This is a genomic window from Pseudomonas sp. LB3P93, from assembly GCF_054898025.1.
Genome location: NZ_CM142713.1, coordinates 5635782 through 5659411, shown reverse-complemented (window position 1 = coordinate 5659411; position 23630 = coordinate 5635782). Strand labels below are relative to the sequence as shown.

The window sequence follows — 23630 nt, the reverse complement described above, 5'->3', positions numbered from 1 at the left end:
CATAAACTGAATCGACCGTCGCAGCCAAGACTGCGCGGCATGCTTTGTGTGAGGAGAGTCTGAATGAGCCAAGTGTTGGATGATCTGGTCGACTTGCTGACCCTGGAACCGATAGAAGAAAACCTGTTCCGTGGCCGCAGTCAGGACCTGGGTTTTCGTCAGTTGTTCGGCGGTCAGGTGATCGGTCAGTCCTTGTCGGCGGCCAGTCAGACGGTCGAAGAAGCGCGCCATGTGCATTCGATGCACGGCTATTTCCTGCGCCCGGGTGATTCTGCGTTGCCCGTGGTGTATCAGGTTGACCGGGTGCGTGATGGCGGCAGTTTCAGTACGCGTCGGGTGACGGCGATCCAGAAAGGCAACCCGATCTTCACTTGCAGCGCCTCGTTCCAGTACGACGAAAAAGGCTTCGAGCACCAGGCACAGATGCCAACCGTGGTCGGCCCGGAAAACCTGCCCTCGGAGCTGGAACTCACCCAACAGCGTGCGCACCTGATTCCCGAGCACATGCGCGAAAAGTTTCTGTGCCCCAAACCGATCGAATTCCGACCGATCACCGAGAAAGATCCCTACAACCCGCAACCGTCCGATCCGGTCAAGTACGTCTGGTTTCGCGCCGACGGCGCCTTGGCCGACTCTCCGGCGCTGCACAAATACCTGCTGGCCTACGCGTCGGACTTCGGTCTGCTGACCACCTCGATGCAGCCCCATGGCAAATCGGTCTGGCAGAAAGACATGCAGGTCGCCAGCCTCGATCACGCGCTGTGGTTCCATGCTGATCTGCGCGCCGATGACTGGTTGCTGTACGCGATGGACAGCCCGTGGGCCGGCAATTCTCGCGGGTTCACCCGTGGCAGCGTGTTCAATCGTGCCGGGCAACTGGTGGCTTCGGTGACTCAGGAAGGCTTGATTCGTCACCGCAAGGATTGGGCATGAGCCTGGCCGAGGTGCGGCACTGGGTGTTCGACATGGACGGCACCCTGACGGTGGCCGTGCATGACTTTGCGGCGATTCGCGTGGCGTTGGCGATCCCGGCCGAAGACGACATCCTGACCCACCTCGCAGCGCTGCCGGCCGACGAAGCGGCCGCCAAACATGCGTGGCTGCTGGAGCACGAACGGGACCTGGCACTGGGTTCGAAAGCGGCGCCGGGTGCAGTGGAGCTGGTGCGTGAGTTGGCTGGGCGCGGTTATCGCCTGGGTATTCTCACGCGCAATGCCCGGGAACTGGCGCACGTGACACTGGAGGCGATCGGCCTGGCGGACTGCTTTGCCGTGGAGGATGTGCTGGGCCGTGATGAGGCGCCGCCAAAACCGCATCCCGGTGGTTTGCTGAAGTTGGCCGAGGCCTGGAACGTGTCGGCGAGCGAGATGGTGATGGTCGGGGATTACCGCTTTGATCTGGATTGCGGCCGAGCGGCAGGGGCGCGGACGGTGTTGGTGAATTTGCCGGATAATCCGTGGCCTGAGCTGACGGATTGGCATGCGGCGGATTGCCTGGTGTTGCGGGATATGTTGTCCGCTTGAGGGCCCTTTCGCGGGCAAGCCCGCTCCCACAGGGTTGTGTGTCGGTCGGATAATTCAGGCTGACACATAACTGTGGGAGCGGGCTTGCTCCGGGCGGCGTTCCGACGATGGCGTCAGATCAGGCAGTACAGAACTCACTGACCAAACAAAACTTTCTGCCCCTCCGGCGACGTCAACATCCCATCCCCGTTATGCCCGACTCCGGGCACTTCAACCAAACGCTGATTGACCCCTTTCGGGTTGCGACGCAGCAGGTAATTGAAAAAATTCTGCCCGCGAACCAGACGATAAGCACCCTGGGCTTTGGCCTCGCAACCTTTGTCGAGCGCCGGATGCTGCGGGTCAGTGTCTTGCTGCCCAAGCAGATAAGTCACGTCCCGTTTGACGTAATTGCCTTCAATTTGCGGTGCCGTTTGCCCACTGGCATAAACGGGTAAATCCGCCAACCCGTACTTCCAGCGATTGAATCCGGGACACGCCGCATGGTTGAACGCCACCGGCCGCTGCTCATTGAAGTATGCGTAGGACGAAGGGTTGGCGACGACGTAGCGAAGCTTCACGCCGGCGGCCGTCAGGGACGGTTGCTCACGCGCCAGCAGCGCATAGCGCTGAACCACCTGAGCGCCGCCGGAGTGCCCGGCGATAATGATTTGCTTCACATCCGGAAACTGCCGACGGTCGCTGATTCTCTCGATGATTTGATCAAGGGCCGCGTAGGAGCTCAGCGCAAATGGAGCGGTGGATAAACCTCCTGCCATCCAGTCATTGCCCTGCCAGCGCAACACCGTGTCCGCCACCGGATGAAGCGCGATGTCGGTTTCGTTGAGGAACTGCGGGGCGATCACCAGGGTGCTTGAACTTTGCCCGGCCAGCTCCGCAGCGTGCTCGGCGCTCTGGCGATAGGTTTCAGCATTGCGTAAACGACCATGGATGATGATCAGTACGCGTTCGATTTTCGCAGGCGCCGGGCCGAGGCTCACCGCCATCTCGCCTTCTTTCAACAATAATCGCCCGGGGCTGAGTTCCTTGACGCCATGCTCCGCAGCCTGGGTGCTTGCACACGTGAAAAACACAATCAACAGCCAATTTTTCATTTACAGGGTTTTCGCCGCAAAGGTATCGCACTGGCCCACCTGGCCTTGCGCAAATCCGGTTTTAAACCAGCGCACCCTTTGCGCCGATGTGCCATGGGTAAACGAGTCCGGTACCACGCGGCCCTGACCCTTTTGTTGCAAACGGTCATCGCCGATGGCGTTGGCCGCGTTCAAGGCTTCTTCGATATCACCCGGTTCCAGCCAGTTCAGGCGCTGCTGTGCATTGTTGGCCCAGACACCGGCCAGGCAATCGGCCTGCAACTCCTGACGCACCAACAAACCGCCATCACCTTCCATCTGACGACCTTGCTGGCGGGCTGCCTGAATTTTTGCGGAAACGCCGAGCAACGTCTGAACGTGATGTCCGACTTCGTGCGCGATGACGTAGGCCTGAGCGAAGTCACCTGCAGCGGAAAAGCGTTGCGACATTTCCTGGAAAAAAGCCGTGTCCAGGTAGACCTTCTGGTCGGCGGGGCAATAGAACGGCCCGGTCGCCGATGTCGCCATGCCGCACGCCGAGTTCACCCGGTTGCTGAACAGCACCAGCGTCGGGTTCTTATACTGTCGACCCGCCTGCTGGAAAATCTGGCCCCAGGTGTCCTCGGTATCGCCGAGGATCGAGCGCACGAATTCGGCGCCTTCATCGTTGGCCGGCGGTGCCTTGCGGCTCTGGTTGGTGGCCGGGGCTGATTGCTCGGTCATCTGGCCGGTCAGTTGTCCGAGGATTTGCATCGGGTCCTGGCCGGTGATCCAGCCGATCCCGACAATCAGGATGATCGCGGTCAGGCTCAGGCCTTTGCCGCCACCAAAGCGCATCCCGCCGCCACCGCCGCCGACATCATCACCACGGGCGTCGACCACGTTGTCGCTGCGTCGGCCTTTTTTCCATAGCATGTGGGAATCCTCTGATTGTCCGTGGTGATGAGTGTTGCTGGTGTGTGGGGGCGGCGCCAGTCCGGCTGTCCGGCTTTTTCGCACTGGATGGTAGGCTTTGCTGACTGTAGGAACATGGATATCCCATCGAATTCCGTCAGGAGGCGGGTTTTTATCAAGTAGGCGGGCCTCAGCGTCTATTAAGCATCGGGTTCCAGATTTCGCATTACACGGTTCATCTTCTAGAATCAGGCAAATTGTATGTGGAACCTCCAATGGCCGGCAGTCAGATCGAACGTGTCTTCAGCGTGCTGGAAAGCCTCACCAGTGACCCTCGCGGTCTGCCGATGCAGATGCTCGCGGAGCAACTGGACATCCCTAAAAGCGCAACCCACCGTTTGCTCGCGGAGCTGATCCGGTTGGGTTACGTGCGGCAGAATCCGGAGAACCTGCGTTATCACTTGTCCACCAAACTGGTGGCCATGGGTTTCCGTTACCTGTCGGGCAGTGGCGCCGATATCGTTCAGCCCGTGCTGGATCGCCTGGCCCAGGAAACCGGGGAACTGGTGCGTCTCGGGGTGATTGAAGGCGAGCGGCAGGTCTGGATCGCCAAGTCCCAGGGGGCTCGTTCCGGCCTGCGTTACGACCCGGAGATGGGCCGTGATGCGCCGTTGTTCTATACCGCGTCGGGCCATGCGTGGCTGGCGTGCATGAGCGATGCCGAGGCGTTGTCACTGGTGGAACGGCAGGGCGGCGAACGGCCCAAAGACCTCGGGCCGAATGCTCCACGTTCCAATATTGAACTGCTGGAACGTCTGCGTCTGGCGCGGGAGCAGGGCTATGCCTGGGTCGAGGAAAGTTCGGCGGTGGGCACATCGGCGATCGCGGCGGTGGTGCGGCATCCGAGCGAGGGGCGGGTGATCGGCGTGCTGAGCATCGCCGGGCCGAGTGCGCGGATGCCGGGGGCGCGGCTGCATGAGTTGGCGCCGCTGTTGTTGAAGTATGCCGAGGAATTGTCGGCGGCGAGTCTGGCGTCGGAGTTGTTCAGTTAATTCATTCAGCACAACTCCATTGTAGGAGTGAGCCTGTGGTGAGGGGTCCACAGGCTCACTCCTGCAGTTGATCGTTGGTCGTGTTGAAAACCGTGCGTTATTCGAACACTTTCGGCCTATGCTTGTATTGGAATATGGAACCAGGTTCTAAATTATTGGAATTCGCCGCCAGCGACACGTTTCACTTCGCAAGGGATACCCATGACAGCAAGCACTCCGCTCTCCGGCGTAAACCAACCCTTCAAAGGGATTTTGCTGATCGTCGTCGCCACCTTCCTGTTTTCCAGTCATGACGCCTTTTCGAAGTACCTCTCGGGGTTCTATCCGATCGTAATGGTGGTCTGGGCCCGCTATGTGGTTCACACCTTGTTGATGGCCGGGATTTTTCTGCCGCAATCCGGGCTGCGCGTCCTGCGGACCAAACGGCCGATGCTGCAGTTGGTGAGGGCGTTGTGCCTGTTGGGCACCAGTTTGTTTTTTACCACCGGCTTGCAGTACATCCCGTTGGCCGAGGCGACGGCGGTCAACTTTCTTGCACCGGTTTTGGTGACCGCGCTGTCGGTGCCGCTGCTGGGTGAGCGCGTGACGCGTGGTCAATGGATTGCAGTGATTTGCGGATTCGTCGGCGTGCTGATCATCGTTCATCCCGGTGGCGATCTGTTCACGCCAGCGGTGCTGCTGCCGCTCTGTTCGGCGCTGTTTTTCTGCTTCTACCAGCTGCTGACTCGCAAGCTCAGCAACATCGACAGTCCGACCACCAGCAACTTTTTTGCCGGCCTGTGCAACACCTTGGTGATGAGCGCACTGGTGCCGTTCTTCTGGCAAGTGCCGAGCGTTGGGCATGGCTTCATGATGGTGGCGCTGGGCGCGTGCGGAATGACGGCGCACTTGTTTCTGACCCAGGCATTCCGCTACGCCGCCCCTGCGCTGTTGGCGCCGTTTGGTTATTGCCAGATTGTCTTCGCCGGTTTGCTGGGCTGGCTGCTGTTTTCCCACACACCGACCTTGACCACGGTGATCGGGATCGCGGTGATTTGCTGCAGCGGGTTGGCGGCGGCGTGGCAGCAGAGTCGTCGGTAGGAAAAACAAAAAGGCAGGCCTGGAATCAGGCCTGCCGAGGGAGGGGATTTTACTCGGTAACGGTAGGAATCTTGCGCGGCGCCATGAAGTACATCCAGATCAGGGCAATGAAGTACATCGCCGGAATCATGGTGAATAGCACGGTGTAGTTGTTGTTGGTGATGGTCAGGATGTGGCCGACCAACTGGGTCATGAACATCCCACCGATCGCGGCGCACATGCCGCCGAAGCCGAACACCGTACTCATCATGTGTTTAGGCGTGTAGTCCATCACCAGGCTCCAGATGTTCGCGGTCCAGGCCTGGTGCGCACCTATGGCCAGGGAGATGGCGAACACCGCGACCCACAGACTGCTGGAACCCGCCGCCATGACCACGCCGATGATGCAGCAGGCGAACAGGAACATGGACAACAGTCGCGCCTTGATCGGGTTCATGCCGCGGCCGATCAGGAACGAAGAGAGGATTCCGCCGCCGACGCTGCCGAAGTCAGCAGTCAGGTAAATAATGATCAGCGGGATACCCATCTGGGTCACGTTAATCCCCAGGTTGTATTGCTGATTGAGGAACGGCGGCAGCCAGTACAGGTAGAACCAGAACACCGGCGCGGTCATGGAGTAGGCGAGGGCGAAGGCCCAGGTGCCACGCATGCGCAGGATTTTCGAGAACGGTACGCGGGTCTGTTCCGGTTCGACTTCCTTCTGGATGTAGTCCAGTTCCGATTGTTTCACGCTCGGATGCTCTTCCGGGTTGTAGTACTTCAAACCCCAGAACAGCAACCAGATCCCGCCCAGTGACGCCATGCACAGGAACGCGGCCTGCCAGCCCCACACGTGAAGAATCAGCGGCAACAACATTGGGGTAAACATCGCGCCGACGTTGGTGCCGGCGTTGAAGATGCCGGTGGCCACGGCGCGTTCGCCGGCCGGGAACCACAATCGCGTGGTTTTCACACAGGCCGGGTAGTTGGCGGCTTCGGTCAGACCGAGGATAAATCGGCAGACCATGAAACCGACCGCCGAAGTGGCCAGGCCGTGGGCGCCGGTCGCCAGGCTCCAGAGCAACACCGCGCAGAAGAACACGCGCTTCACGCCGACCCGATCGATCAGCCGGCCTTGCAGCACGAATCCGATGGCGTAGCCGACCTGGAACCAGAAGTTGATGTTGGCGTAGTCCATCGCCGTCCAGCTCATTTCCTTGGCGAGGATGGGCTGCATGACGCCCAGTGCGGCGCGGTCGATGTAATTGAGCGTGGTGGCGAAAAACACCAGCGCCAGCATGCCCCAACGGGTTTTGCCGACTGCCATGGCGCCGCGAATCTTGTCGCCGATGCCGCCGGAGGCAGGAGTCATGGAGGAACGCTCCACGGGAGAGCTTTGAGAAGGAGTCATGTAGGCCACCGATTATTTTTATGTGGTGTTCTGGGTCTTTGGTCACCGAGACCGATGTGTGCGACCGGACTCAATGTGTCGTCGATGTTGGGCAGTGGACGAAAAATCGTCAATTCACCAATGGGCATTGTGTTCGATAATCGCACGCAAAACTAACCGGGTAGTACACTTTGAATTGCTCATTAAACAAGCTCGCCCAATAATTCGCTCACTCTTTTAAAAGCGGCGCAAATTCCCTGTAGCCGAAGCCTCCACCGGGAGTCGAAACATGCAGCGTTCCATTGCCACCGTTTCCTTGAGCGGTACCCTGCCGGAAAAACTCGAAGCCATTGCCGCCGCCGGTTTCGACGGGGTGGAGATTTTCGAAAACGACCTTCTCTACTACGACGGCAGCCCGCGGGAAATCAAACAGATGTGCGCCGATCTCGGGATCGCGATCACGCTGTTTCAACCGTTCCGCGACTTTGAAGGCTGCCGTCGCGACCGCCTGTCGCGCAATCTGGAACGGGCCGAGCGCAAGTTCGACCTGATGCAGGAACTGGGCACCAACCTGGTGCTGGTGTGCAGCAATGCCTCGGCCGACTCCATCGGGGATGAGCAGATTTTAGTCGATGACTTGCGCCTGCTGGCCGAACACGCGGGTGCGCGTGGCTTGCGCATCGGCTACGAAGCACTGGCCTGGGGCCGGCATGTGAACACTTGGCAACAGGTGTGGAACATCGTCCGTCAGGCCGATCATCCAAGCCTTGGCGTGTTGCTGGACAGCTTTCACACGCTGTCGCTCAAGGGTGATCCAAGCGCGATCGCCGAGATTCCCGGTGACAAGATCTTCTTCGTACAAATGGCCGACGCGCCGATTCTGGCCATGGACGTGTTGGAGTGGAGCCGACATTTTCGCTGCTTCCCGGGCCAGGGCGAATTCGATTTGCCGGGCTTCCTTGCCCCGATCATCAAGAGTGGTTACACCGGGCCGCTGTCGCTGGAAATCTTCAACGACGGTTTCCGCGCCGCACCGTCTCGGGCCAACGCCGCCGACGGTTTGCGTTCGTTGCTGTACCTCGAGGAAAAAACCCGCCAGCGTCTGGCGCAGGAAGCGATACCGGCAGCCAGCCTCGATATTCTGTTCGAGACGCCCAAGGCCAGCGAATACAACGGCATCGAGTTTCTCGAGTTCGCAGTGGACGAAAGCCTTGGCGCCAAGCTCTCCCATTGGTTGGAGCGACTGGGTTTCGTCAAGGCCGGGCAACATCGCTCCAAGAGCGTCAGCCTGTTGCGTCAGGGCGATATCAACCTGATCCTCAATTCCGAGCCTTACTCGTTTGCCCACAGTTTTTTCGAAGCTCACGGTCCTTCGCTGTGCGCCACCGCCGTGCGGGTCAAGGACAGCACCAGTGCGCTGGCCCGGGCCGTGGCCTATAAAGGTCAACCGTATCGCGGGCTGGTTGGCCCCAACGAGCTGGAACTCGCTGCCGTACGCGCGCCGGATGGCAGCCTGATCTATCTGGTGGATCAAGACGCCGATGTCTACGGCACCGACTTCAATCTGCAACCGGCCGCCGCGGCCAGTGGCGGCCTCAAACGCATCGATCACATGGCGATGGCGTTGCCGGCCGACAGCCTCGACAGTTGGGTGCTGTTCTACAAAAGCCTGCTGGATTTTGAAGCCGACGACGAAGTGGTGTTGCCCGATCCGTACGGCCTGGTAAAGAGCCGGGCCTTGCGCAGTCGTGACAGTTCGATTCGCTTGCCGCTGAATATTTCCGAGAACCGCAACACCGCGATCTCACATGCGCTGTCGAGTTATCGCGGCTCCGGCGTGCATCACATCGCGTTCGACTGCGATGACATCTTTGCCGAAGTCAGTCGTGCCAAGGAGGCGGGCGTGCCGCTGCTGGACATCCCGCTCAATTACTACGATGACCTCGCGGCACGGTTCGACTTCGACGATGAATTCCTCAGTGAGCTGGCGTACTTCAACGTTCTTTATGACCGTGATGCCCAGGGAGGCGAGCTGTTCCATGTGTACACCGAGCCGTTTGAAGGGCGGTTCTTCTTTGAGATCATCCAGCGCAAAAATGGCTATGCGGGTTACGGCGCGGCCAACGTGGCGGTGCGCCTGGCGGCCATGGCCAAATCCCGAAGCGGTGCCGTACGTCAGGCAAAGTTGTAGGAAAATCGTAAACACGGCGACAAACCGCTGCCGCGCGGCTTCCTTCACTGTGCGGCGCGGCCCATAATCGCCAGCCTGTGCAGTGATGGCCGTGAGCCCGCAATGACGATAACTTCAGAACTCTCCGCAGCGCCCGCCGAACCCATCGCAGGGCCGCGCAAGAGTCGCAAGAACAACCCGGAAAAGACCCGCGAGAACATCCTTCAAGAGGCGATTGTCGAGTTCGTCCAGCAGGGGCTTTCCGGTGCTCGCGTTGACGCGATCGCCGAGCGCATCCACACCTCAAAGCGCATGATCTATTACTACTTCGGCAGTAAGGAACAGCTCTACGTCGAGGTGCTTGAGAAACTCTACGGTGACATCCGCAATACGGAAAACCATCTGCACCTTGCCGAACTGGCACCGGTGGAGGCGATTCGACGGTTGGTGGAGTTCACCTTCGATCACCATGATCGCAACGTCGATTTCGTGCGCATCGTCAGCATCGAGAACATCCACAACGCTGAATACGTGAAGCGCTCCGATGCGATCAAGGCGATGAACAACACCATCCTCGATTCACTGGGCGTGATTTTGCGTCGCGGTGCCGAAGAGGGTGTGTTCCGCACAGGGCTTGAGCCGCTGGATGTGCATCTGCTGATCAGCTCGTTTTGCTTTTATCGGGTGTCGAACCGCCATACCTTCGGTGAGATCTTTCAGATCGACTTGCCGGACGAAAGCATCAAGCAGCGTCATCGGGAGATGATCTGCGAGTCGGTTTTGCGGTATTTGCAGGCCTGACGCCTTCGCGGGCAAGCCCGCTCCCACAGGAAAAGCAGTGCACTTGTGGGAGCGGGCTTGCCCGCGATGCTTTTCATGTGTTCATGCTCTGAAAATGCGCCAGCATCCGCTTCACATCCGGCACCACGCCGCTAAACAACTCAAACGCCTTCACTGCCTGAAACACCGCCATGTTGCCGCCATCCAGCGTCCGGCAACCCAGCACGCGGGCGTTGCGTAGCAGTTCGGTTTCCAGTGGAAAATAAACAATCTCCGCCACCCACAACTCAGATCGAAGCAACTCCACCGGCACGGGCATGCCCGGCAGTTTTTTCATGCCCATGGGCGTGGTGTTCACCAACCCGTCCGCCTGGTCCAACGTACTCGGCAAATCATGCCCGGCCACGGCCCGGCCAGCGCCAAAGTGTTGATTGAGATTGTCCGCCAGCGCCTGGGCGCGGCTGATCTCCACGTCGAAAATACTTAGCAGTTGTACGCCTTCGCTCAACAGCGCGTGGGCCACTGCCGCACCCGCGCCGCCAGCGCCCATCTGGACCACACGCTCACGGGCAACATCCTTCAATCCCCGACGAAAACCTTCGGCAAAACCCAGGCAGTCGGTGTTGTGGCCGATGCGCTTGCCGTCCTTCAGCACGACCGTGTTCACCGCTCCGATGCCGCGAGCTTCCGCCGACAATTCGTCGAGCAGCGGAATGATCGCTTGCTTGCATGGGAAGGTGATATTCAGGCCGGTGAAGTTCATGCGCTCGGCGGCCATCAGCAAGTCGGGCAGCGCGCTGCTGTCGAGTTTCAACTGATCGAGGTCGATCAAGCGATAGAGGTAGCGCAAACCCTGGGCATCGCCCTCATGCTCGTGCAGCGCCGGGGTGCGGGAAGCCTGGATGCCGGCGCCGATCAGCCCGGCCAGTACCACGTTGTTCTGAGTCACGGCGTTCACCCCTTCAAACGTTGGCTGAAATAATCCAGCGCCAGGCGATAACCATGGCTGCCGAAACCGGCCATCACAGCGGTGGCAATGGCCGAAACGAAGGAGTGATGCCGGAAGGGCTCGCGGGCGTGAACGTTGGACAGGTGGACTTCGATTACCGGCAATTCGCTGGCGATCAAGGCATCGCGGATCGCCACTGAAGTGTGTGTCCACGCAGCCGGGTTGATGACGATCCCGGCGCAACGGCCACGGGCCGCGTGAATCCAGTCGAGCAATTCGCCTTCGTGGTTGGTCTGGCGAAATTCCACCGTCAGGCCGAATTCTTCGGCGGCGCGTCCGCACAGCGCCGAGATGTCTGCCAGGGTCTCGTGACCGTAAGTCGCCGGTTCGCGAGTGCCGAGCAGGTTCAGATTCGGGCCGTTGAGCACCAGAACGATAGGGGACATCGAAGTCTCTCCACATATTATTTTTGGAATGGGCTGTGGGGTTCAGCCTGTGGAGATAAATTGTACTAGCTGGTTAGTTCGGTCAATTGAAGAGAGGCTTGATTGAGGTTTTGTGTGCGGTGATCGGACAGTCGCGAGGCTTATCGCGGCAGATGCTCGACCAGAAAATCGATAAACGCCCGCAGTCTCAACGGCATATGACGGCTCTGTGGATAGAGCAGGGTGAATGGCCGGGAGCGTCCGCCGTAAGGCTTGAGCACTTCCACCAACGAGCCATCGGCCAGTTCGTTTTCGACAATAAACCGGTAAGTCTGAAACAACCCCGCCCCGTGTTTGGCCAAGGTCACGCCGCCGAGCACATCGTCGGAGCAACTCAGGCTGCCCTCGGCAAGAATCTCCCGCAGCGCGCCGTTGTCGTTAAAAAGCCAGGCAATGCGTCGACCGCTGCTGGGCAGTTCGTACTGAATGCATTCGTGCTGCGCAAGGTCATCCAGGCTTTGCGGAATACCTGCGCGCTTCAGGTAATCGGGACTGGCAATCATCACCAGCGCGGCGTCCTCAAGGTGACGGGCGATGAGGCCGGAATCCGGAATCGCCCGCACGCGGATCGCCATGTCATACCCTTCACCGACGAAATCGATGTTGCGATTGCTGATGTGCGACTCGACTTTCACGTCTGGAAAGCGCGCCCGAAATGCCGGCAGCAACGGCAAGATCCGGTGGTGCGCATACGTCGTGGGAATACTGATGCGCAGTGTGCCGGACGGTTGCTGTTGCTGGCCCATCACCTCGCGCTGAGCCTCGACCAACTGCGCCAGCGCCTGACGACATTCCTCGTAATAACGGCGACCACTGTCGGTCAGCTTGACGCTGCGGGTAGTGCGCGCAAACAGCCGCACACCCAGGCGCTCTTCCATGCGCGACACCGAACGACTCACGGCTGCCGGTGTTACGCCGGCCACCAATGCGGCCGCCGTAAAGCTGCCGGCCTCGGCCGCCAGGCAAAACAGTTCGATGCTGCCCAACTGAAGATCGTCGAATACGCGCTGCATGATTGATGACACCGGGGATCAAATGAGGGACTTCGCCACTGTAGATGAAATCGGTGAAGCAGTGCTTTACTTGGCCGGCATCTCATTTGATAACCGACAGGAGCAGCATCATGCCTTTCGTCAGCGTGCGAATTACCCGTGACGGCGTCACCCGGGAGCAGAAAGCCCAGGTCATCGCCGAAATCACTGACACCTTGAAGCGAGTTCTCGGTAAGCCACCGGAGCTGACCCACATCGTGATCGAGGAAGTCGATACCGATAACTGGGGTTATGCGGGCATCACCACCACTGAGTATCGGAAGCAGCCTGGATGATGGTGTGTAAATCAAGACAGCCGTCCTTGTGACGGCTTTTTTGTGGTCGTGTTGAAAGGAATGCTTACTAATTGGCATTGAGACGAGCGAGTCGAAAAGCTCTCAAGCGCTAATCTCAAATACGGATTGATCATCGAACAATCAGCACCAGTTATCGGGTTCTTCAGGGAACGGAGAATCTTCGCAATTAATAACCTAACGGATGGGTTAGTATGAATGTATGCCGCTACAAAGGCTTCTCGCTGGTCATCATGCTGCGCGATGAACATTGTCCACCCCACGTACATGTCGACGCAGGGGCGTGGGGCGCACGGTTCAAGTTCAGTTTCTGGCACAACGGCGTCGAGCTCTGGGATGTCGTCCCGCAGTCGCAGCGACCACCCTCCGCGGTACTGGAGGGATTACGACAGGCGCTCCGGCAACCTGCCCATCTACGCCGAGCCCGTGGTATCTGGTGGAGCAAATTGCGCACAGCTTGCCTCGACAATCAGTTGTGGGATTGGGACGGCAATGAGGTAGTTGTTATGAAGAGGGTAGCCAGCACGACGTACATGATTGGCTCGGCGAGTTATGAGCCTGAATCGAACAAGACTCTGCTGGCCCTGATGGGGGCACCGGAGGGAGTGGAGATCGAATTATGAAAACGATACAGGCAAGAGAGCAGACGGATCGGCCAGTCACCGAAGAAGCATTGGGCCAGGCCATCGAGCGAGGCGAGGCAAGTCGCCGTAGCGGGTTGAACGCGACGGCGGTCACCTTGTCAGGGACTTGTCTGGCAGTCAGTTTCGAGGATGGCAGCGGTGTGTTCCTGCCAGTGGGGAACTACTCGGAATTTGATGGTTTTGACGTAGGCGATTTCAGTGATTTGAAGGTTGGCTTCTCTGGAACCGCTCTCTGTCATGAAGGCAAGGATCTGCACGTTTCAATAGCCGGAATGATTTCGGCGAGCAAGCCGCTGATGGACATGGCGTCTTCAGTCATCGCCTCGCGCAATGGCCGCCAAAGCAGCGCCGCCAAAGCCGAAGCTGCGCGGGCCAATGGCAAAAAGGGCGGCCGCCCACGCAAGGTTGATGCGACTCTTTGACCGCCCACAAAAAAGCCGTCGTACTGACGGCTGTTTTGTATGGGGTGGCTGCATTCAACGACGCGTCAACAACACCCCGGATTCCATGTGGTGCGTCCACGGAAACTGGTCGAACATCGCGCACTGAGTGATGCGATGGGTGTCATGCAACTGGGCGATGTTGGCCGCCAGGGTTTCCGGGTTGCAGGAGATATAGAGGATGTTGTCGAAGCGCCGAGTCAACTCGCAGGTGTCCGGGTCCATGCCGGCACGAGGCGGGTCGACGAAGACGCTACCGAACTCGTAGCTCTTAAGGTCAATGCCGTGCAGGCGCCGGAACGGGCGAACTTCGTTCAAGGCTTCGGTCAGTTCTTCGGCGGATAAACGCACCAGGGTGACGTTATCCACAGCGTTTTCGCTGAGGTTGCTCAGTGCGGCATTAACCGAAGTCTTGCTGATTTCGGTGGCCAGCACTTTGCGCACGCGCGTCGCCAGCGGCAGGGTGAAGTTACCGTTGCCGCAATACAGCTCCAGCAAATCGTCCGGGCGATCACCGAGGGCGTCGTAAGCCCAGTTGAGCATCTTCTGGTTCACTGTGCCGTTGGGCTGGGTGAATGCGCCTTCGGGCTGGCGGTAGCTGAATGTGCGGCCACCGACTTCCAGTTTTTCGACCACGTAATCATGGCCAATCACTTCGCGTTTGCCTTTCGAGCGACCGATAACGCTGACGTTCAGGTCGGTGGCCAGTTTCGACGCCGCCGTGTGCCAGTGTTCGTCCAGCGGGCGGTGATAGCACAGGGTGATCATCGCATCGCCGGCCAGGGTGGTCAGGAACTCCACCTGAAACAACTTGTGGCTCAGCGCCGCACTGGCTTTCCATGCGGCCTTGAGCTGCGGCATCAATTCATTGATGCGCAGGCTGGCGATCGGGAACTCTTCGATCAGGATCGGTGTGCGTTTGTCTTCCTGGGAAAACATCGCGTAGTGACGCTCTCCGCCTTCGCGCCACAGGCGGAATTCGGCACGCAGGCGGAAATTTTTCAGCGGCGAGTCAAACACCGCAGGTTCCGGTGCATCGAACGGGGCCAGCAGGTCGCGCAGGCGCGTGACCTTTTCTTCGAGCTGGACGGCGTAGGCCTGGGAATCAAAAGTCATGCGTTGAACCAACCCAACTTGATCACAAACAGAATCGACAGAATCACCAGCGCTGAATTCAGCTCACGGCCACGACCAGACAGCAGTTTGATCGCGGTCCAGGAGATGAAACCGAAGGCGATGCCGTTAGCGATGGAGTACGTGAACGGCATGGCCAGCGCGGTGACCACGACCGGTGCGGCAACGGTGATGTCATCCCAGTCTATTTCGGCCAGGCCGGATGTCATCAACACAGCGACGAACAGCAGCGCCGGTGCAGTGGCGAACGCCGGAACGCTGGCGGCCAATGGCGAGAAGAACAGCGCCAGCAGGAACAGAATCGCCACCACGACGGCAGTCAGGCCGGTGCGGCCACCGGCACTCACGCCGGCAGCGGATTCGATGTAGCTGGTGGTGGTCGAGGTGCCCAGCAGCGAACCGGCCATGGCCGCGGTGCTGTCGGCGATCAGGGCGCGACCCATTTTCGGCATATGGCCGTCCTTGCCCATCAGGCCGGCGCGCTTGGCAACGCCGATCAGGGTGCCGGAGTTGTCGAACAGGTCGACGAACAGGAAGGCGAAGATCACGCTGACCAGACCGATGTCCAGCGCACCTTTGATGTCCAGTTGCAGGAAGGTCGGCGCCAGGGACGGCGGCATCGACATCACGCCGCCGAACGGGGTGAAGCCCAATGCGATGGACGCGATGGTCACGACCAGGATGCCGATCAGTACCGCACCACGAATCTTCAGGGCTTCGAGTGCCACGATCAGGGCAAAGCCGAGGGTAGCGAGGATCGGAGCGGGTTGCTTCAAGTCACCGAGGCCGACCATGGTGGCCGGGTTGCTGACCACGATGCCCGCGTTGTGCAGGGCGATAAGCGCCAGGAACAGGCCGATACCGGCGGCAATCGCCGAGCGCAGCGGCAGCGGGATGCTGTTGATGATCCATTCGCGGATGCGGAAGATCGACAGCAGGAAGAACAGCACCGCCGAGATGAACACCGCCCCCAGCGCCACTTGCCAGGTGTGGCCCATGTGCAGGACCACGGTGTAGGTGAAGAAGGCGTTCAGGCCCATGCCCGGCGCGAGCGCGATCGGGTAGTTGGCGATCAGGCCCATCACTGTGGAACCGATGGCCGCTGCCAGACAGGTCGCGACAAACACCGCGCCCTTGTCCATGCCGGTCTCGCCGAGAATGCTCGGGTTGACGAACAAAATGTAGGCCATGGCCAAGAAGGTCGTGACGCCCGCCAGAATCTCGGTCCGCACGTTGGTGTTGTGTGCCTTGAGTTGAAACAGCCTTTCCAGCATGTCTGCTCCCCGTGGCGCGCCCGGCGCCGTGAATGTATCGACCTCAACAGCAAAGCACAGACCACTGCAGGCGCCTGGTAATTTTCTGTGGGTCGGAAAAAGCCGCGCATCATACCAGCAGCGTGGGGTTGTGGCTGCTTATGGCTGTGATCGTCGTCGATGTTTTGCCGTAAAGCGAAGTGAGCCATACTGCGCGCTGGTTTTGGGGGGCGTTATGGATTGCATTAAAAAGTGTGGGGTTGCGGTTATTGGCGTCGCGATGGCGTTGTTGCTGGGGGCGCAAACTGCCTCGGCGGCGATGGCGCCGCGATTGAGCCAGTTGAAAGTGGTCAAGGTTGAATCGCCGGCCTGTGGATTTGAAAACATTGCCGAGGGGCAGACCGAGACTAGTTGCGACCACAGCGGTCCGAGCATCAAGGTCTACGTACTGGAAGTCGGCTACGGTAGTCCCAGTCCGCATGTCGCGCTGGATGGTTTTGAAGTGGACGGCACCCGGACGCCGGTGTGTGCCTTTCAAACCGGCAACCTGACCGAGTGCACGCCTGGGGCAAAAACCGTCGGCTATCTGTATATCTTCAATCTTGCGGGCAAGCAGGACGGGATCTTCACGTTCAGCAACACCTCGATCAATGCACCGGGCGACAAGATGTCGACCCAGCTTTACATCAAGTAACGCCTGCGCTCGAACAAGGGTCAGGAAAGCTGACTACGCTTTAAAGATCATTCTGTGGACCGTACCCATGACCTTTAGAGCTTTGATTACCCTCGCCGAGGGCATCGATGACCTGCAAACCGTCACCCTGATCGATGTGCTGCGCCGCGCCAAGGTTGAAGTGGTAGTGGCGAGCATCGAGGGCCGACGCATGATCACCTGTGCCCGTGGTTCCCGCTTGACCGCCGATGCGATGCTGGTGGATCTGCTGGCCCAGCCGTTCGACCTGATCGCTTTGCCCGGCGGAGAAGTCGGCTCGCAACACCTCGCCGCGCATCAACCCCTGCAACAGTTGATAAAGGACCAGGCCTCCGCCGGGCGTCTGTTCGCCGGCATTGGCGAATCCCCGGCGTTGGCGCTGCAAGCCTTTGGCGTATTACGTCAGCGGCGCATGACCTGCCTGCCATCGGCCAGCCATCAATTGTCTGGCTGCAATTTTGTTGACCAGCCAGTGGTGGTCGATGGCAACTGCATCACCGCGCAGGGATCGGGTGCGGCACTGCAGTTTGCCCTGACGCTGGTGGAGCAACTCTGCGGTAAAGCCACGCGGGCTGCTGTGGCGGGGGAGTTGGTGGTTTGAAAAGCGTCAGGCGTGAATGGCAATGGGTTCGATAAACGGTTGCTCACGATGCTCCGCTTGCCAGAGGTCGTAGTCGGCCTGAACCCCTAACCACATCCGCGCCTTGCCAATTCCGGCTCGCTCGAGACGCACCGCCAAATCCGGACTGATCGGTGCGTGGCCATGCAGTACGCGCGAAAGATGCGGACGAGCGAACCCCAAGTGGCGGGCCAGCTCTGTGACACTGATGCCTAGCTCGGGCAATACATCCATCAAAAGCGTTTCGCCAGGGTGCGGTGGGTTGTGCATGGGCATGTCCTGCCTCCTGTCAGTGGTATCGCATGGTCTGCGCGGATCCCGCGAGTCGAACCTGTTTCATAGAAGCCACGAAGGCCTTTGTGTTGGAAGGATTTGATCATGGGGGAAAGTGTAAGGCGATACATTACACTTGATGCACTATTTATGTAGTGCACCTGGTCGACAAAACTGTGAACGGAACCTGCTTCAGACCTTCACTTCTTCCACCGACACATGCATGCGGTCGCGGTTGGCCAGGGTCGGGAACAGTTTGATCCACGCCCCAGTTACCACCAACGTGCCAATCCCACCCATGACCACCGCCGGCACGGTGCCGAACCAATGGGCGGTGAGGCCGGATTCGAATTCGCCCAACTGGTTCGAAGCGCCAATGAACAAACCGTTCACGGCGCTGACCCGGCCGCGCATTTCGTCCGGGGTTTCCAGTTGCACGAAGGAGGCGCGGATCACCATGCTGATCATGTCCGCCGCACCCAGTACCACCAGCACGGCCAGGGAAAACCAGAACGAGGTCGAGAGGCCGAATGCGATGGTCGCGACGCCGAACACACCGACGGCCGTGAACATCACCCGCCCGACCTTGCGCTCCACGGCAAATCGAGCGAGGTACAGCGACATCAGCAGCGCACCGACTGCCGGGGCTGAACGCAACAGGCCCAGGCCCCATGGGCCGGTCAACAGGATGTCCTTGGCGAATACCGGCAGCAACGCCGTCGCACCACCAAGCAGCACCGCAAACAGATCCAGAGAGATCGCCCCGAGAATGTCCGGGCGACTGCGGATGAAGCGGATACCCGCGAGCAACGAATCGAGGGTCGCCTTGCCCTTGTTCAGCGGCGTTTGCCGGGCCGGCAGGTTGAGCATCAGCAAGCAGGCAATGATGTAGAGGATCACCGTCGGGCCATACACCCAGACACTGCCGAAGGCATAGAGCAAACCGCCAAGGGCCGGGGCAACGATGGTGGCTGATTGTTGAGCCGACTGCGCGGCTGCGACGGCACGGGGAAACAGCGCGCTTGGAACGATGCTCGGCAGCAAGGCCTGGGTGGTCGGCATCTCGAAGGAGCGGGCGGCGCCGAGCAGGAACGCGAGAATGAAGATCATCTCCCGGGTGACATGATCGGTCGCGCTTCCGATCGCCAGGGACAGGGCAATCAGCGCTTGCAGGGACTGACAGATCGCCGCGACTTTGCGCCGGTCATAGCGGTCCGCGACGTGCCCGGTGTGCAGCATGAACAGCACTCGCGGGGCAAACTCCACCAGCCCCACCAGACCCAGGTCGAGCACATTGCCGGTCAGTTGATACAGATTCCAGCCGATGGCCACGGTGAGCATCTGAAAACCACTGGCGGTAAACACCCGAGCCAACCAGAACGCGATAAAAGGACGGTGATGACGTAACAGCAAGGGCGCTTGGCTGGGCATCTGGGGGAAAGTCTTGAGCGAGGGGAGGGTCGAGATTATCACCAACCTGTAACCAGAAGTTGCAGGGTTGGAAAAATTAGTTAGCTAGACACCGATCTCGGAAACACTGACATCACCCTGTGGGAGCGAGCCTGCTCGCGATGGCGGCGTATCAGTCGATACCCCTTCGTCTGACACACCGCTTCGCGAGCAGGCTCGCTCCCACAGGTAATGTGTTTCAGTTCATGAGCAGACCTGTGAGGCAACCTGTCACGCGTCAAAAGACCACACCGTCCATCGTCAAAAATGGGACTACTCTTTTAACCATTGCTTGATCCAGATCAAGACCCTTGTGGAAATGATCCGGCGGCCAGATGGCCAGACTCCCTACGTTGTGATGTTTGTAAAAAAAGAACGAATTCAAATTCGCCACACTCCATATCCGTGGGGGCCGTGGGTGCAGGCCGCAAGCCTTCAGCCGGTATTACCTGACAGAGGAAGACTTATGTTCGGTTTGGAGGCGCTTGATCTCGCCCGAATTCAGTTCGCGTTCACCATCTCGTTCCACATCCTGTTCCCGGCCATCACCATTGGCCTGGCGAGTTACCTGGCGGTACTCGAAGGCCTGTGGCTGAAGACGAACAACGACACTTACCGCGATCTGTACCATTTCTGGTCGAAGATATTTGCCGTCAATTTCGGCATGGGCGTGGTTTCCGGGTTGGTCATGGCCTATCAGTTCGGCACCAACTGGAGCCGCTTCTCGGACTTCGCCGGGTCCGTGACCGGGCCGTTGCTGACGTACGAAGTCCTGACAGCGTTCTTCCTTGAGGCCGGTTTCCTGGGGGTCATGCTGTTTGGCTGGAACAAGGTCGGGCGCAACCTGCACTTCTTCTCCACGGTCATGGTCGCCATCGGTACGCTGATCTCGACCTTCTGGATTCTCGCCTCCAACAGCTGGATGCAAACCCCGCAGGGGTTCGAAATCATCAATGGCCAGGTCATTCCAACCGACTGGTTTGCAGTGATTTTCAACCCGTCATTCCCCTACCGCCTGATGCACATGGCAACGGCCGCGTTCGTCGCGACCGCCTTCTTTGTCGGCTCCTCGGCGGCCTGGCACTTGTTGCGCGGCAAGGACAACCCGGCGATTCGCACCATGCTTTCGATGGCCATGTGGATGGCATTGATCGTGGCGCCGATTCAAGCCGTCATCGGTGATTTTCACGGTCTCAACACGCTCAAGCATCAGCCGGCGAAAATCGCCGCGATCGAAGGTCACTGGGAAAATCACGGCGATGAGCCGACCCCGCTGATCCTGTTCGGCTGGCCGGACATGAAAGAAGAACGGACCAAATACGCGGTAGAAATTCCGTACCTGGGTAGCCTGATCCTGACGCATTCCCTGGACAAGCAAGTGCCGGCGCTCAAGGACTTTCCCCCTGAAGACCGGCCGAATTCAACCATCGTTTTCTGGTCGTTCCGGATCATGGTGGGTCTGGGCATGCTGATGATCTTCACCGGTCTGTGGAGCCTGTGGCTTCGCAAAAGCGACAAGCTATACACCTCGCGACCGTTCCTCTACCTGGCATTGTGGATGGGCCCGTCCGGCCTGGTCGCGATCCTCGCCGGTTGGTTTACCACTGAAATCGGCCGTCAGCCGTGGGTGATCTATGGCTTGATGCGTACGGCGGACGCGTCCTCCAATCACAGCTTCATGCAGATGAGCATCACGCTGATCCTGTTCGTTGTGGTGTATTTCGCGCTGTTCGGTGCCGGTCTGGGCTACATGATGCGCCTGGTGCGCAAAGGGCCGAAGATCGACGAAGGCAAGGAAACCAACGACGGTGGCCCTGGCCAGAAACGCACTCCGGCCCGTCCGCTTTCCGCCGCCGACGACGATGGTGCGGACGCTGACCACAGCCCCAGCCTGACCAAGGAGATTTGAGTCATGGGTATTGATCTTCCGCTGATCTGGGCCGTGATCATCATCTTCGGCATCATGATGTACGTGGTCATGGACGGCTTCGACCTGGGGATCGGGATTCTCTTTCCGTTCATCCCGGGCAAGACCGACCGTGACGTGATGATGAACACCGTCGCCCCGGTCTGGGACGGCAACGAAACCTGGCTGGTCCTGGGCGGCGCGGCGTTGTTCGGCGCGTTTCCGCTGGCCTATTCGGTGGTGCTCTCGGCGCTGTACCTGCCGCTGATTTTCATGCTGATCGGGCTGATTTTCCGTGGTGTCGCGTTCGAATTCCGCTTCAAGGCCAAGGATGACAAGCGCCATCTGTGGGACAAGGCGTTCATCGGTGGTTCGATTGCCGCCACCTTCTTCCAGGGGGTGGCGCTGGGTGCATTCATCGATGGCTTGCCGGTGGTCAATCGCCAGTTTGCAGGCGGCTCACTGGACTGGCTGACACCGTTCACCCTGTTCTGCGGCCTCGCGTTGGTGGTGGCTTATGCGCTGCTCGGCTGCACTTGGCTGATCATGAAGACCGAAGGCAAGTTGCAGGAGCAGATGCATAATCTGGCGCGGCCGTTGGCGTTCGTGGTGTTGGCGGTGATCGGTATCGTCAGTATCTGGACCCCGCTGACCCATGCCGAGATCGCGGCTCGCTGGTTTACCCTGCCGAACCTGTTCTGGTTCCTGCCGGTGCCAATTCTCGTGCTGGTGACCATGTACGGTCTGATCCGTGCCGTGGCCCGCAATGCGAACTACACGCCGTTTCTGCTGACCCTGGTGCTGATCTTCCTGGGTTACAGCGGACTGGGCATCAGCCTGTGGCCAAACATCGTGCCGCCTTCGATCTCGATCTGGGACGCCGCTGCACCGCCGCAAAGCCAGGGCTTCATGCTGGTCGGTACGCTGTTCATCATCCCGTTCATCCTGGGTTATACCTTCTGGAGCTACTACGTGTTCCGCGGCAAGGTGACTCACGAAGATGGTTATCACTAGAACGCACGACAATGGCGCAGGGTCGATTCCTGCGCCGTTTCAGAGGAGGTCACGATGATGGCTGGCAAACATTCCCTGGAGGAAATCAAGGCAGCAGAGCAAAAACCGCTCTGGCAGCGGCTCGGTTGGCTGGCCTTGATCTGGGTCGGTAGCGTGGGGGCCCTGTTTATCGTGGCCAGCCTGATGCGCATGTTCATGAATGCCGCAGGTCTGTCCACGCACTGAAATACCTGCATTCCCATCCCGTTGCCTTGTGGCGCGGATTCAAACCCTCCTGTCACGGAGGGTTTTTTTTACGTGCGATTATTTACGGGCTTTGAGAATGACGAATTTCGGCGTGGCCGCCACTTGCTCTACGCCACGGAACAGCCGCGCGAGCTTGCTGTGGTAGCCGAGGTGACGGTTGCCGACGATGTACAGCGCACCACCTGTCACCAGGGCCTCGCGCGCCTGCTGGAACATCCGCCAGGCGAGAAAGTCGCCGACGACTTGTTGCTGGTGAAACGGTGGATTGCACAGCACCACGTCCAGCGATTGCGGTTCTTGCCCGGCCAGGCCATCGCCGGCGCGCACGATCACGTCACGATCACCGAGCGCAGCGCGCCAGTTTTCAGCCGCTGATTGCACTGCCATGAATGACTCGTCCACCAGCGTGTAATGGGCATCAGGGTTTTGCAGAGCGCTGGCGATTGCCAATACACCGTTACCGCAACCGAGGTCGGCGACTCGCGCTGTACCGAGGTTCTGTGGCAAATGTGGGAGAAAGGCTCGTGTGCCGATGTCCAGCCCTTCGCGGCAGAACACATTGGCGTGGTTCAGCAGTTCGATCGCCGGTGTGTCGAGTTGATAGCGTGAAGGGTAGGGGGACACGGCAGGGGTTTTGGCTTCAGGCGTTGCGATCAGCAGCCGGGCCTTTTTCAACGCCAACGAGGCTTGCACCGGGCCGATGTAACGTTCCAGCAGATCACCCGCAGCGCGCGGCAGATGCTTGACCATCGCGGCAGCAATCACCTGAGCGCCTGGAGCCAGTTGGCCCTGCAGGCGAATAAGCTGTTCTTCCAGCAAGGCCAGGGTTTTCGGCACCCGGATCAACACGCGGTCAAACGGGCCAGTGAACGCTTCGTTCGCCGGAACAACCGGTACCGCATCAAATGCCTGGCCGTTGCGGATCAGATTTTTTTCCAGGCCCTGGAAAGCCAGGAACGAATCGCTGCTGCTGGTCACCAGGACTTTGCCCGCCAGGCTCGCTGCCAACGCGCCGAAGCTATCGTTGAGCACCAGCACTCGGGTGTCCGCGGCCGGCTGCTGCTCGGCCAGATGATTGAGCAGGTATTCATCGGCGGCATCGAACGCTTGCAGTGGTTCGTTCTGCTGTTCTGGCTGACGGATCAGATCGAGTTGGGCGAAGGGCGTTTCGAGCAGGGGCATGAGGCGGGGCTCTGGGTAGTCAACGGGTGTGGGGTCCC

Annotated in this window: 25 protein-coding genes and 1 pseudogene; 14 read left to right on the top strand and 12 right to left on the bottom strand. The window is 59.4% G+C overall.

The window, feature by feature from the left end; all coding sequences use genetic code 11:
• Positions 1 to 63: 63 nt before the first annotated feature.
• Entirely contained in the window at positions 64 to 933 is an 870-nt protein-coding gene (tesB, locus tag ACYZT8_RS25850; RefSeq protein WP_461955825.1) for an acyl-CoA thioesterase II, read from the top strand.
• Entirely contained in the window at positions 930 to 1523 is a 594-nt protein-coding gene (locus ACYZT8_RS25845) for an HAD family hydrolase (protein WP_461976968.1), read from the top strand. Before tesB ends, ACYZT8_RS25845 begins: the two co-directional genes overlap by 4 nt.
• A gap of 134 nt (positions 1524 to 1657) precedes the next feature.
• On the opposite strand, the gene ACYZT8_RS25840 is transcribed toward ACYZT8_RS25845, so the two are convergent.
• On the bottom strand, positions 1658 to 2617 hold the full coding sequence (locus ACYZT8_RS25840; RefSeq protein ID WP_461976967.1) for an alpha/beta fold hydrolase: 960 nt from the start codon (positions 2615 to 2617) through the stop codon (positions 1658 to 1660).
• The gene (ypfJ, locus tag ACYZT8_RS25835) at positions 2618 to 3511 is read right to left on the bottom strand and encodes a KPN_02809 family neutral zinc metallopeptidase (RefSeq protein ID WP_461976965.1); all 894 of its coding nucleotides are present in this window, start codon (positions 3509 to 3511) and stop codon (positions 2618 to 2620) included.
• Between the two features lie 254 nt (positions 3512 to 3765).
• On the opposite strand from ypfJ, the gene ACYZT8_RS25830 reads away from it, so the two are divergent.
• Positions 3766 to 4542 (top strand): IclR family transcriptional regulator, encoded by a 777-nt coding sequence (locus tag ACYZT8_RS25830; protein WP_461976963.1) that lies wholly within the window; start codon positions 3766 to 3768, stop codon positions 4540 to 4542.
• A gap of 201 nt (positions 4543 to 4743) precedes the next feature.
• Complete coding sequence (locus tag ACYZT8_RS25825; protein ID WP_461976961.1) at positions 4744 to 5622, top strand: DMT family transporter; 879 nt, start codon at positions 4744 to 4746, stop codon at positions 5620 to 5622.
• Positions 5623 to 5671: 49 nt separating this feature from the next.
• On the opposite strand, the gene ACYZT8_RS25820 is transcribed toward ACYZT8_RS25825, so the two are convergent.
• Complete coding sequence (locus ACYZT8_RS25820) at positions 5672 to 6973, bottom strand: MFS transporter (protein ID WP_461976959.1); 1302 nt, start codon at positions 6971 to 6973, stop codon at positions 5672 to 5674.
• Between the two features lie 307 nt (positions 6974 to 7280).
• Between ACYZT8_RS25820 and quiC the strand changes: the two genes are divergently transcribed.
• Together quiC and ACYZT8_RS25810 are read left to right on the top strand one after the other, a co-directional pair.
• Entirely contained in the window at positions 7281 to 9182 is a 1902-nt protein-coding gene (gene quiC, locus ACYZT8_RS25815) for a 3-dehydroshikimate dehydratase QuiC (protein WP_461976957.1), read from the top strand.
• A 102-nt stretch (positions 9183 to 9284) separates the two neighbouring features.
• Positions 9285 to 9962: a TetR/AcrR family transcriptional regulator gene (locus ACYZT8_RS25810; protein WP_461955817.1), complete on the top strand. Its 678-nt coding sequence runs from the start codon at positions 9285 to 9287 to the stop codon at positions 9960 to 9962.
• 73 nt (positions 9963 to 10035) lie between these two features.
• Here the strand turns inward: ACYZT8_RS25810 and ACYZT8_RS25805 are convergent, their stop codons facing one another.
• The 3 genes from ACYZT8_RS25805 to ACYZT8_RS25795 all read right to left on the bottom strand — a co-directional run bounded on the left by ACYZT8_RS25805 (position 10036) and on the right by ACYZT8_RS25795 (position 12388).
• Positions 10036 to 10890 (bottom strand): shikimate dehydrogenase, encoded by an 855-nt coding sequence (locus ACYZT8_RS25805; protein WP_461976955.1) that lies wholly within the window; start codon positions 10888 to 10890, stop codon positions 10036 to 10038.
• Between the two features lie 5 nt (positions 10891 to 10895).
• The gene (aroQ, locus tag ACYZT8_RS25800; RefSeq protein WP_461976953.1) at positions 10896 to 11336 is read right to left on the bottom strand and encodes a type II 3-dehydroquinate dehydratase; all 441 of its coding nucleotides are present in this window, start codon (positions 11334 to 11336) and stop codon (positions 10896 to 10898) included.
• A 140-nt stretch (positions 11337 to 11476) separates the two neighbouring features.
• A complete protein-coding gene (locus ACYZT8_RS25795; protein ID WP_461976951.1) occupies positions 11477 to 12388 on the bottom strand; it encodes a LysR family transcriptional regulator in 912 nt (303 codons plus the stop codon).
• 110 nt (positions 12389 to 12498) lie between these two features.
• Between ACYZT8_RS25795 and ACYZT8_RS25790 the strand changes: the two genes are divergently transcribed.
• From ACYZT8_RS25790 to ACYZT8_RS25780, 3 genes are all read left to right on the top strand, one after another.
• The gene (locus ACYZT8_RS25790) at positions 12499 to 12702 is read left to right on the top strand and encodes a tautomerase family protein (RefSeq protein WP_131061840.1); all 204 of its coding nucleotides are present in this window, start codon (positions 12499 to 12501) and stop codon (positions 12700 to 12702) included.
• 212 nt (positions 12703 to 12914) lie between these two features.
• Positions 12915 to 13343 (top strand): DUF4160 domain-containing protein, encoded by a 429-nt coding sequence (locus ACYZT8_RS25785; protein ID WP_461976949.1) that lies wholly within the window; start codon positions 12915 to 12917, stop codon positions 13341 to 13343.
• Entirely contained in the window at positions 13340 to 13786 is a 447-nt protein-coding gene (locus ACYZT8_RS25780; RefSeq protein ID WP_461976947.1) for a DUF2442 domain-containing protein, read from the top strand. The genes ACYZT8_RS25785 and ACYZT8_RS25780 overlap by 4 nt, the downstream gene beginning before the upstream one ends.
• A 54-nt stretch (positions 13787 to 13840) precedes the next feature.
• On the opposite strand, the gene trmA is transcribed toward ACYZT8_RS25780, so the two are convergent.
• Complete coding sequence (gene trmA / locus ACYZT8_RS25775; RefSeq protein WP_461976946.1) at positions 13841 to 14920, bottom strand: tRNA (uridine(54)-C5)-methyltransferase TrmA; 1080 nt, start codon at positions 14918 to 14920, stop codon at positions 13841 to 13843.
• A complete protein-coding gene (locus ACYZT8_RS25770) occupies positions 14917 to 16212 on the bottom strand; it encodes an NCS2 family permease (protein ID WP_461955812.1) in 1296 nt (431 codons plus the stop codon). Before ACYZT8_RS25770 ends, trmA begins: the two co-directional genes overlap by 4 nt.
• Positions 16213 to 16426: 214 nt before the next feature.
• Between ACYZT8_RS25770 and ACYZT8_RS25765 the strand changes: the two genes are divergently transcribed.
• Positions 16427 to 16885: a DUF4879 domain-containing protein gene (locus tag ACYZT8_RS25765; protein ID WP_461976944.1), complete on the top strand. Its 459-nt coding sequence runs from the start codon at positions 16427 to 16429 to the stop codon at positions 16883 to 16885.
• A 67-nt stretch (positions 16886 to 16952) separates the two neighbouring features.
• On the top strand, positions 16953 to 17504 hold the full coding sequence (locus ACYZT8_RS25760) for a DJ-1 family glyoxalase III (RefSeq protein ID WP_461976942.1): 552 nt from the start codon (positions 16953 to 16955) through the stop codon (positions 17502 to 17504).
• A 6-nt stretch (positions 17505 to 17510) separates the two neighbouring features.
• Here the strand turns inward: ACYZT8_RS25760 and ACYZT8_RS25755 are convergent, their stop codons facing one another.
• From ACYZT8_RS25755 to ACYZT8_RS25745, 3 genes and pseudogenes are all read right to left on the bottom strand, one after another.
• Positions 17511 to 17798, bottom strand: coding sequence for a HigA family addiction module antitoxin (locus ACYZT8_RS25755; RefSeq protein ID WP_461955810.1), 288 nt, complete (start codon positions 17796 to 17798; stop codon positions 17511 to 17513).
• 23 nt (positions 17799 to 17821) lie between these two features.
• Positions 17822 to 17902: pseudogene (locus tag ACYZT8_RS25750) on the bottom strand (type II toxin-antitoxin system RelE/ParE family toxin); the annotation flags it as partial.
• An 85-nt stretch (positions 17903 to 17987) separates the two neighbouring features.
• Positions 17988 to 19226, bottom strand: a complete 1239-nt coding sequence (locus ACYZT8_RS25745; RefSeq protein ID WP_461976940.1) for an MFS transporter — start codon at positions 19224 to 19226, stop codon at positions 17988 to 17990.
• A gap of 484 nt (positions 19227 to 19710) precedes the next feature.
• Between ACYZT8_RS25745 and ACYZT8_RS25740 the strand changes: the two genes are divergently transcribed.
• Genes ACYZT8_RS25740 through ACYZT8_RS25730 form a run of 3 tightly spaced genes read left to right on the top strand, consistent with a single transcriptional unit; the run spans position 19711 to position 22389 of the window.
• The gene (locus ACYZT8_RS25740) at positions 19711 to 21153 is read left to right on the top strand and encodes a cytochrome ubiquinol oxidase subunit I (protein WP_461976938.1); all 1443 of its coding nucleotides are present in this window, start codon (positions 19711 to 19713) and stop codon (positions 21151 to 21153) included.
• A gap of 3 nt (positions 21154 to 21156) precedes the next feature.
• A complete protein-coding gene (cydB, locus tag ACYZT8_RS25735; RefSeq protein WP_461955806.1) occupies positions 21157 to 22164 on the top strand; it encodes a cytochrome d ubiquinol oxidase subunit II in 1008 nt (335 codons plus the stop codon).
• Between the two features lie 57 nt (positions 22165 to 22221).
• The gene (locus ACYZT8_RS25730) at positions 22222 to 22389 is read left to right on the top strand and encodes a DUF2474 domain-containing protein (RefSeq protein ID WP_461959393.1); all 168 of its coding nucleotides are present in this window, start codon (positions 22222 to 22224) and stop codon (positions 22387 to 22389) included.
• 78 nt (positions 22390 to 22467) lie between these two features.
• Here ACYZT8_RS25730 and ACYZT8_RS25725 read toward each other — a convergent pair whose 3' ends face one another.
• Positions 22468 to 23592 carry a methyltransferase gene (locus ACYZT8_RS25725; protein ID WP_461976936.1) on the bottom strand — a complete coding sequence of 375 codons (1125 nt, stop codon included), beginning with the start codon at positions 23590 to 23592 and terminating at the stop codon, positions 22468 to 22470.
• Positions 23593 to 23630 lie beyond the last annotated feature (38 nt).

Bases quoted from the DNA above. Each gene is read 5' to 3' on its own strand.
- tesB (WP_461955825.1), top strand. From the start codon at position 64: ATGAGCCAAGTGTTGGATGATCTGGTCGACTTGCTGACCCTGGAACCG.
- ACYZT8_RS25845 (WP_461976968.1), top strand. From the start codon at position 930: ATGAGCCTGGCCGAGGTGCGGCACTGGGTGTTCGACATGGACGGCACC.
- ACYZT8_RS25840 (WP_461976967.1), bottom strand. From the start codon at position 2,617: ATGAAAAATTGGCTGTTGATTGTGTTTTTCACGTGTGCAAGCACCCAG.
- ypfJ (WP_461976965.1), bottom strand. From the start codon at position 3,511: ATGCTATGGAAAAAAGGCCGACGCAGCGACAACGTGGTCGACGCCCGT.
- ACYZT8_RS25830 (WP_461976963.1), top strand. From the start codon at position 3,766: ATGGCCGGCAGTCAGATCGAACGTGTCTTCAGCGTGCTGGAAAGCCTC.
- ACYZT8_RS25825 (WP_461976961.1), top strand. From the start codon at position 4,744: ATGACAGCAAGCACTCCGCTCTCCGGCGTAAACCAACCCTTCAAAGGG.
- ACYZT8_RS25820 (WP_461976959.1), bottom strand. From the start codon at position 6,973: ATGACTCCTGCCTCCGGCGGCATCGGCGACAAGATTCGCGGCGCCATG.
- quiC (WP_461976957.1), top strand. From the start codon at position 7,281: ATGCAGCGTTCCATTGCCACCGTTTCCTTGAGCGGTACCCTGCCGGAA.
- ACYZT8_RS25810 (WP_461955817.1), top strand. From the start codon at position 9,285: ATGACGATAACTTCAGAACTCTCCGCAGCGCCCGCCGAACCCATCGCA.
- aroQ (WP_461976953.1), bottom strand. From the start codon at position 11,336: ATGTCCCCTATCGTTCTGGTGCTCAACGGCCCGAATCTGAACCTGCTC.
- ACYZT8_RS25795 (WP_461976951.1), bottom strand. From the start codon at position 12,388: ATGCAGCGCGTATTCGACGATCTTCAGTTGGGCAGCATCGAACTGTTT.
- ACYZT8_RS25790 (WP_131061840.1), top strand. From the start codon at position 12,499: ATGCCTTTCGTCAGCGTGCGAATTACCCGTGACGGCGTCACCCGGGAG.
- ACYZT8_RS25785 (WP_461976949.1), top strand. From the start codon at position 12,915: ATGAATGTATGCCGCTACAAAGGCTTCTCGCTGGTCATCATGCTGCGC.
- ACYZT8_RS25780 (WP_461976947.1), top strand. From the start codon at position 13,340: ATGAAAACGATACAGGCAAGAGAGCAGACGGATCGGCCAGTCACCGAA.
- trmA (WP_461976946.1), bottom strand. From the start codon at position 14,920: ATGACTTTTGATTCCCAGGCCTACGCCGTCCAGCTCGAAGAAAAGGTC.
- ACYZT8_RS25770 (WP_461955812.1), bottom strand. From the start codon at position 16,212: ATGCTGGAAAGGCTGTTTCAACTCAAGGCACACAACACCAACGTGCGG.
- ACYZT8_RS25765 (WP_461976944.1), top strand. From the start codon at position 16,427: ATGGATTGCATTAAAAAGTGTGGGGTTGCGGTTATTGGCGTCGCGATG.
- ACYZT8_RS25760 (WP_461976942.1), top strand. From the start codon at position 16,953: ATGACCTTTAGAGCTTTGATTACCCTCGCCGAGGGCATCGATGACCTG.
- ACYZT8_RS25755 (WP_461955810.1), bottom strand. From the start codon at position 17,798: ATGCCCATGCACAACCCACCGCACCCTGGCGAAACGCTTTTGATGGAT.
- ACYZT8_RS25745 (WP_461976940.1), bottom strand. From the start codon at position 19,226: ATGCCCAGCCAAGCGCCCTTGCTGTTACGTCATCACCGTCCTTTTATC.
- ACYZT8_RS25740 (WP_461976938.1), top strand. From the start codon at position 19,711: ATGTTCGGTTTGGAGGCGCTTGATCTCGCCCGAATTCAGTTCGCGTTC.
- cydB (WP_461955806.1), top strand. From the start codon at position 21,157: ATGGGTATTGATCTTCCGCTGATCTGGGCCGTGATCATCATCTTCGGC.
- ACYZT8_RS25730 (WP_461959393.1), top strand. From the start codon at position 22,222: ATGGCTGGCAAACATTCCCTGGAGGAAATCAAGGCAGCAGAGCAAAAA.
- ACYZT8_RS25725 (WP_461976936.1), bottom strand. From the start codon at position 23,592: ATGCCCCTGCTCGAAACGCCCTTCGCCCAACTCGATCTGATCCGTCAG.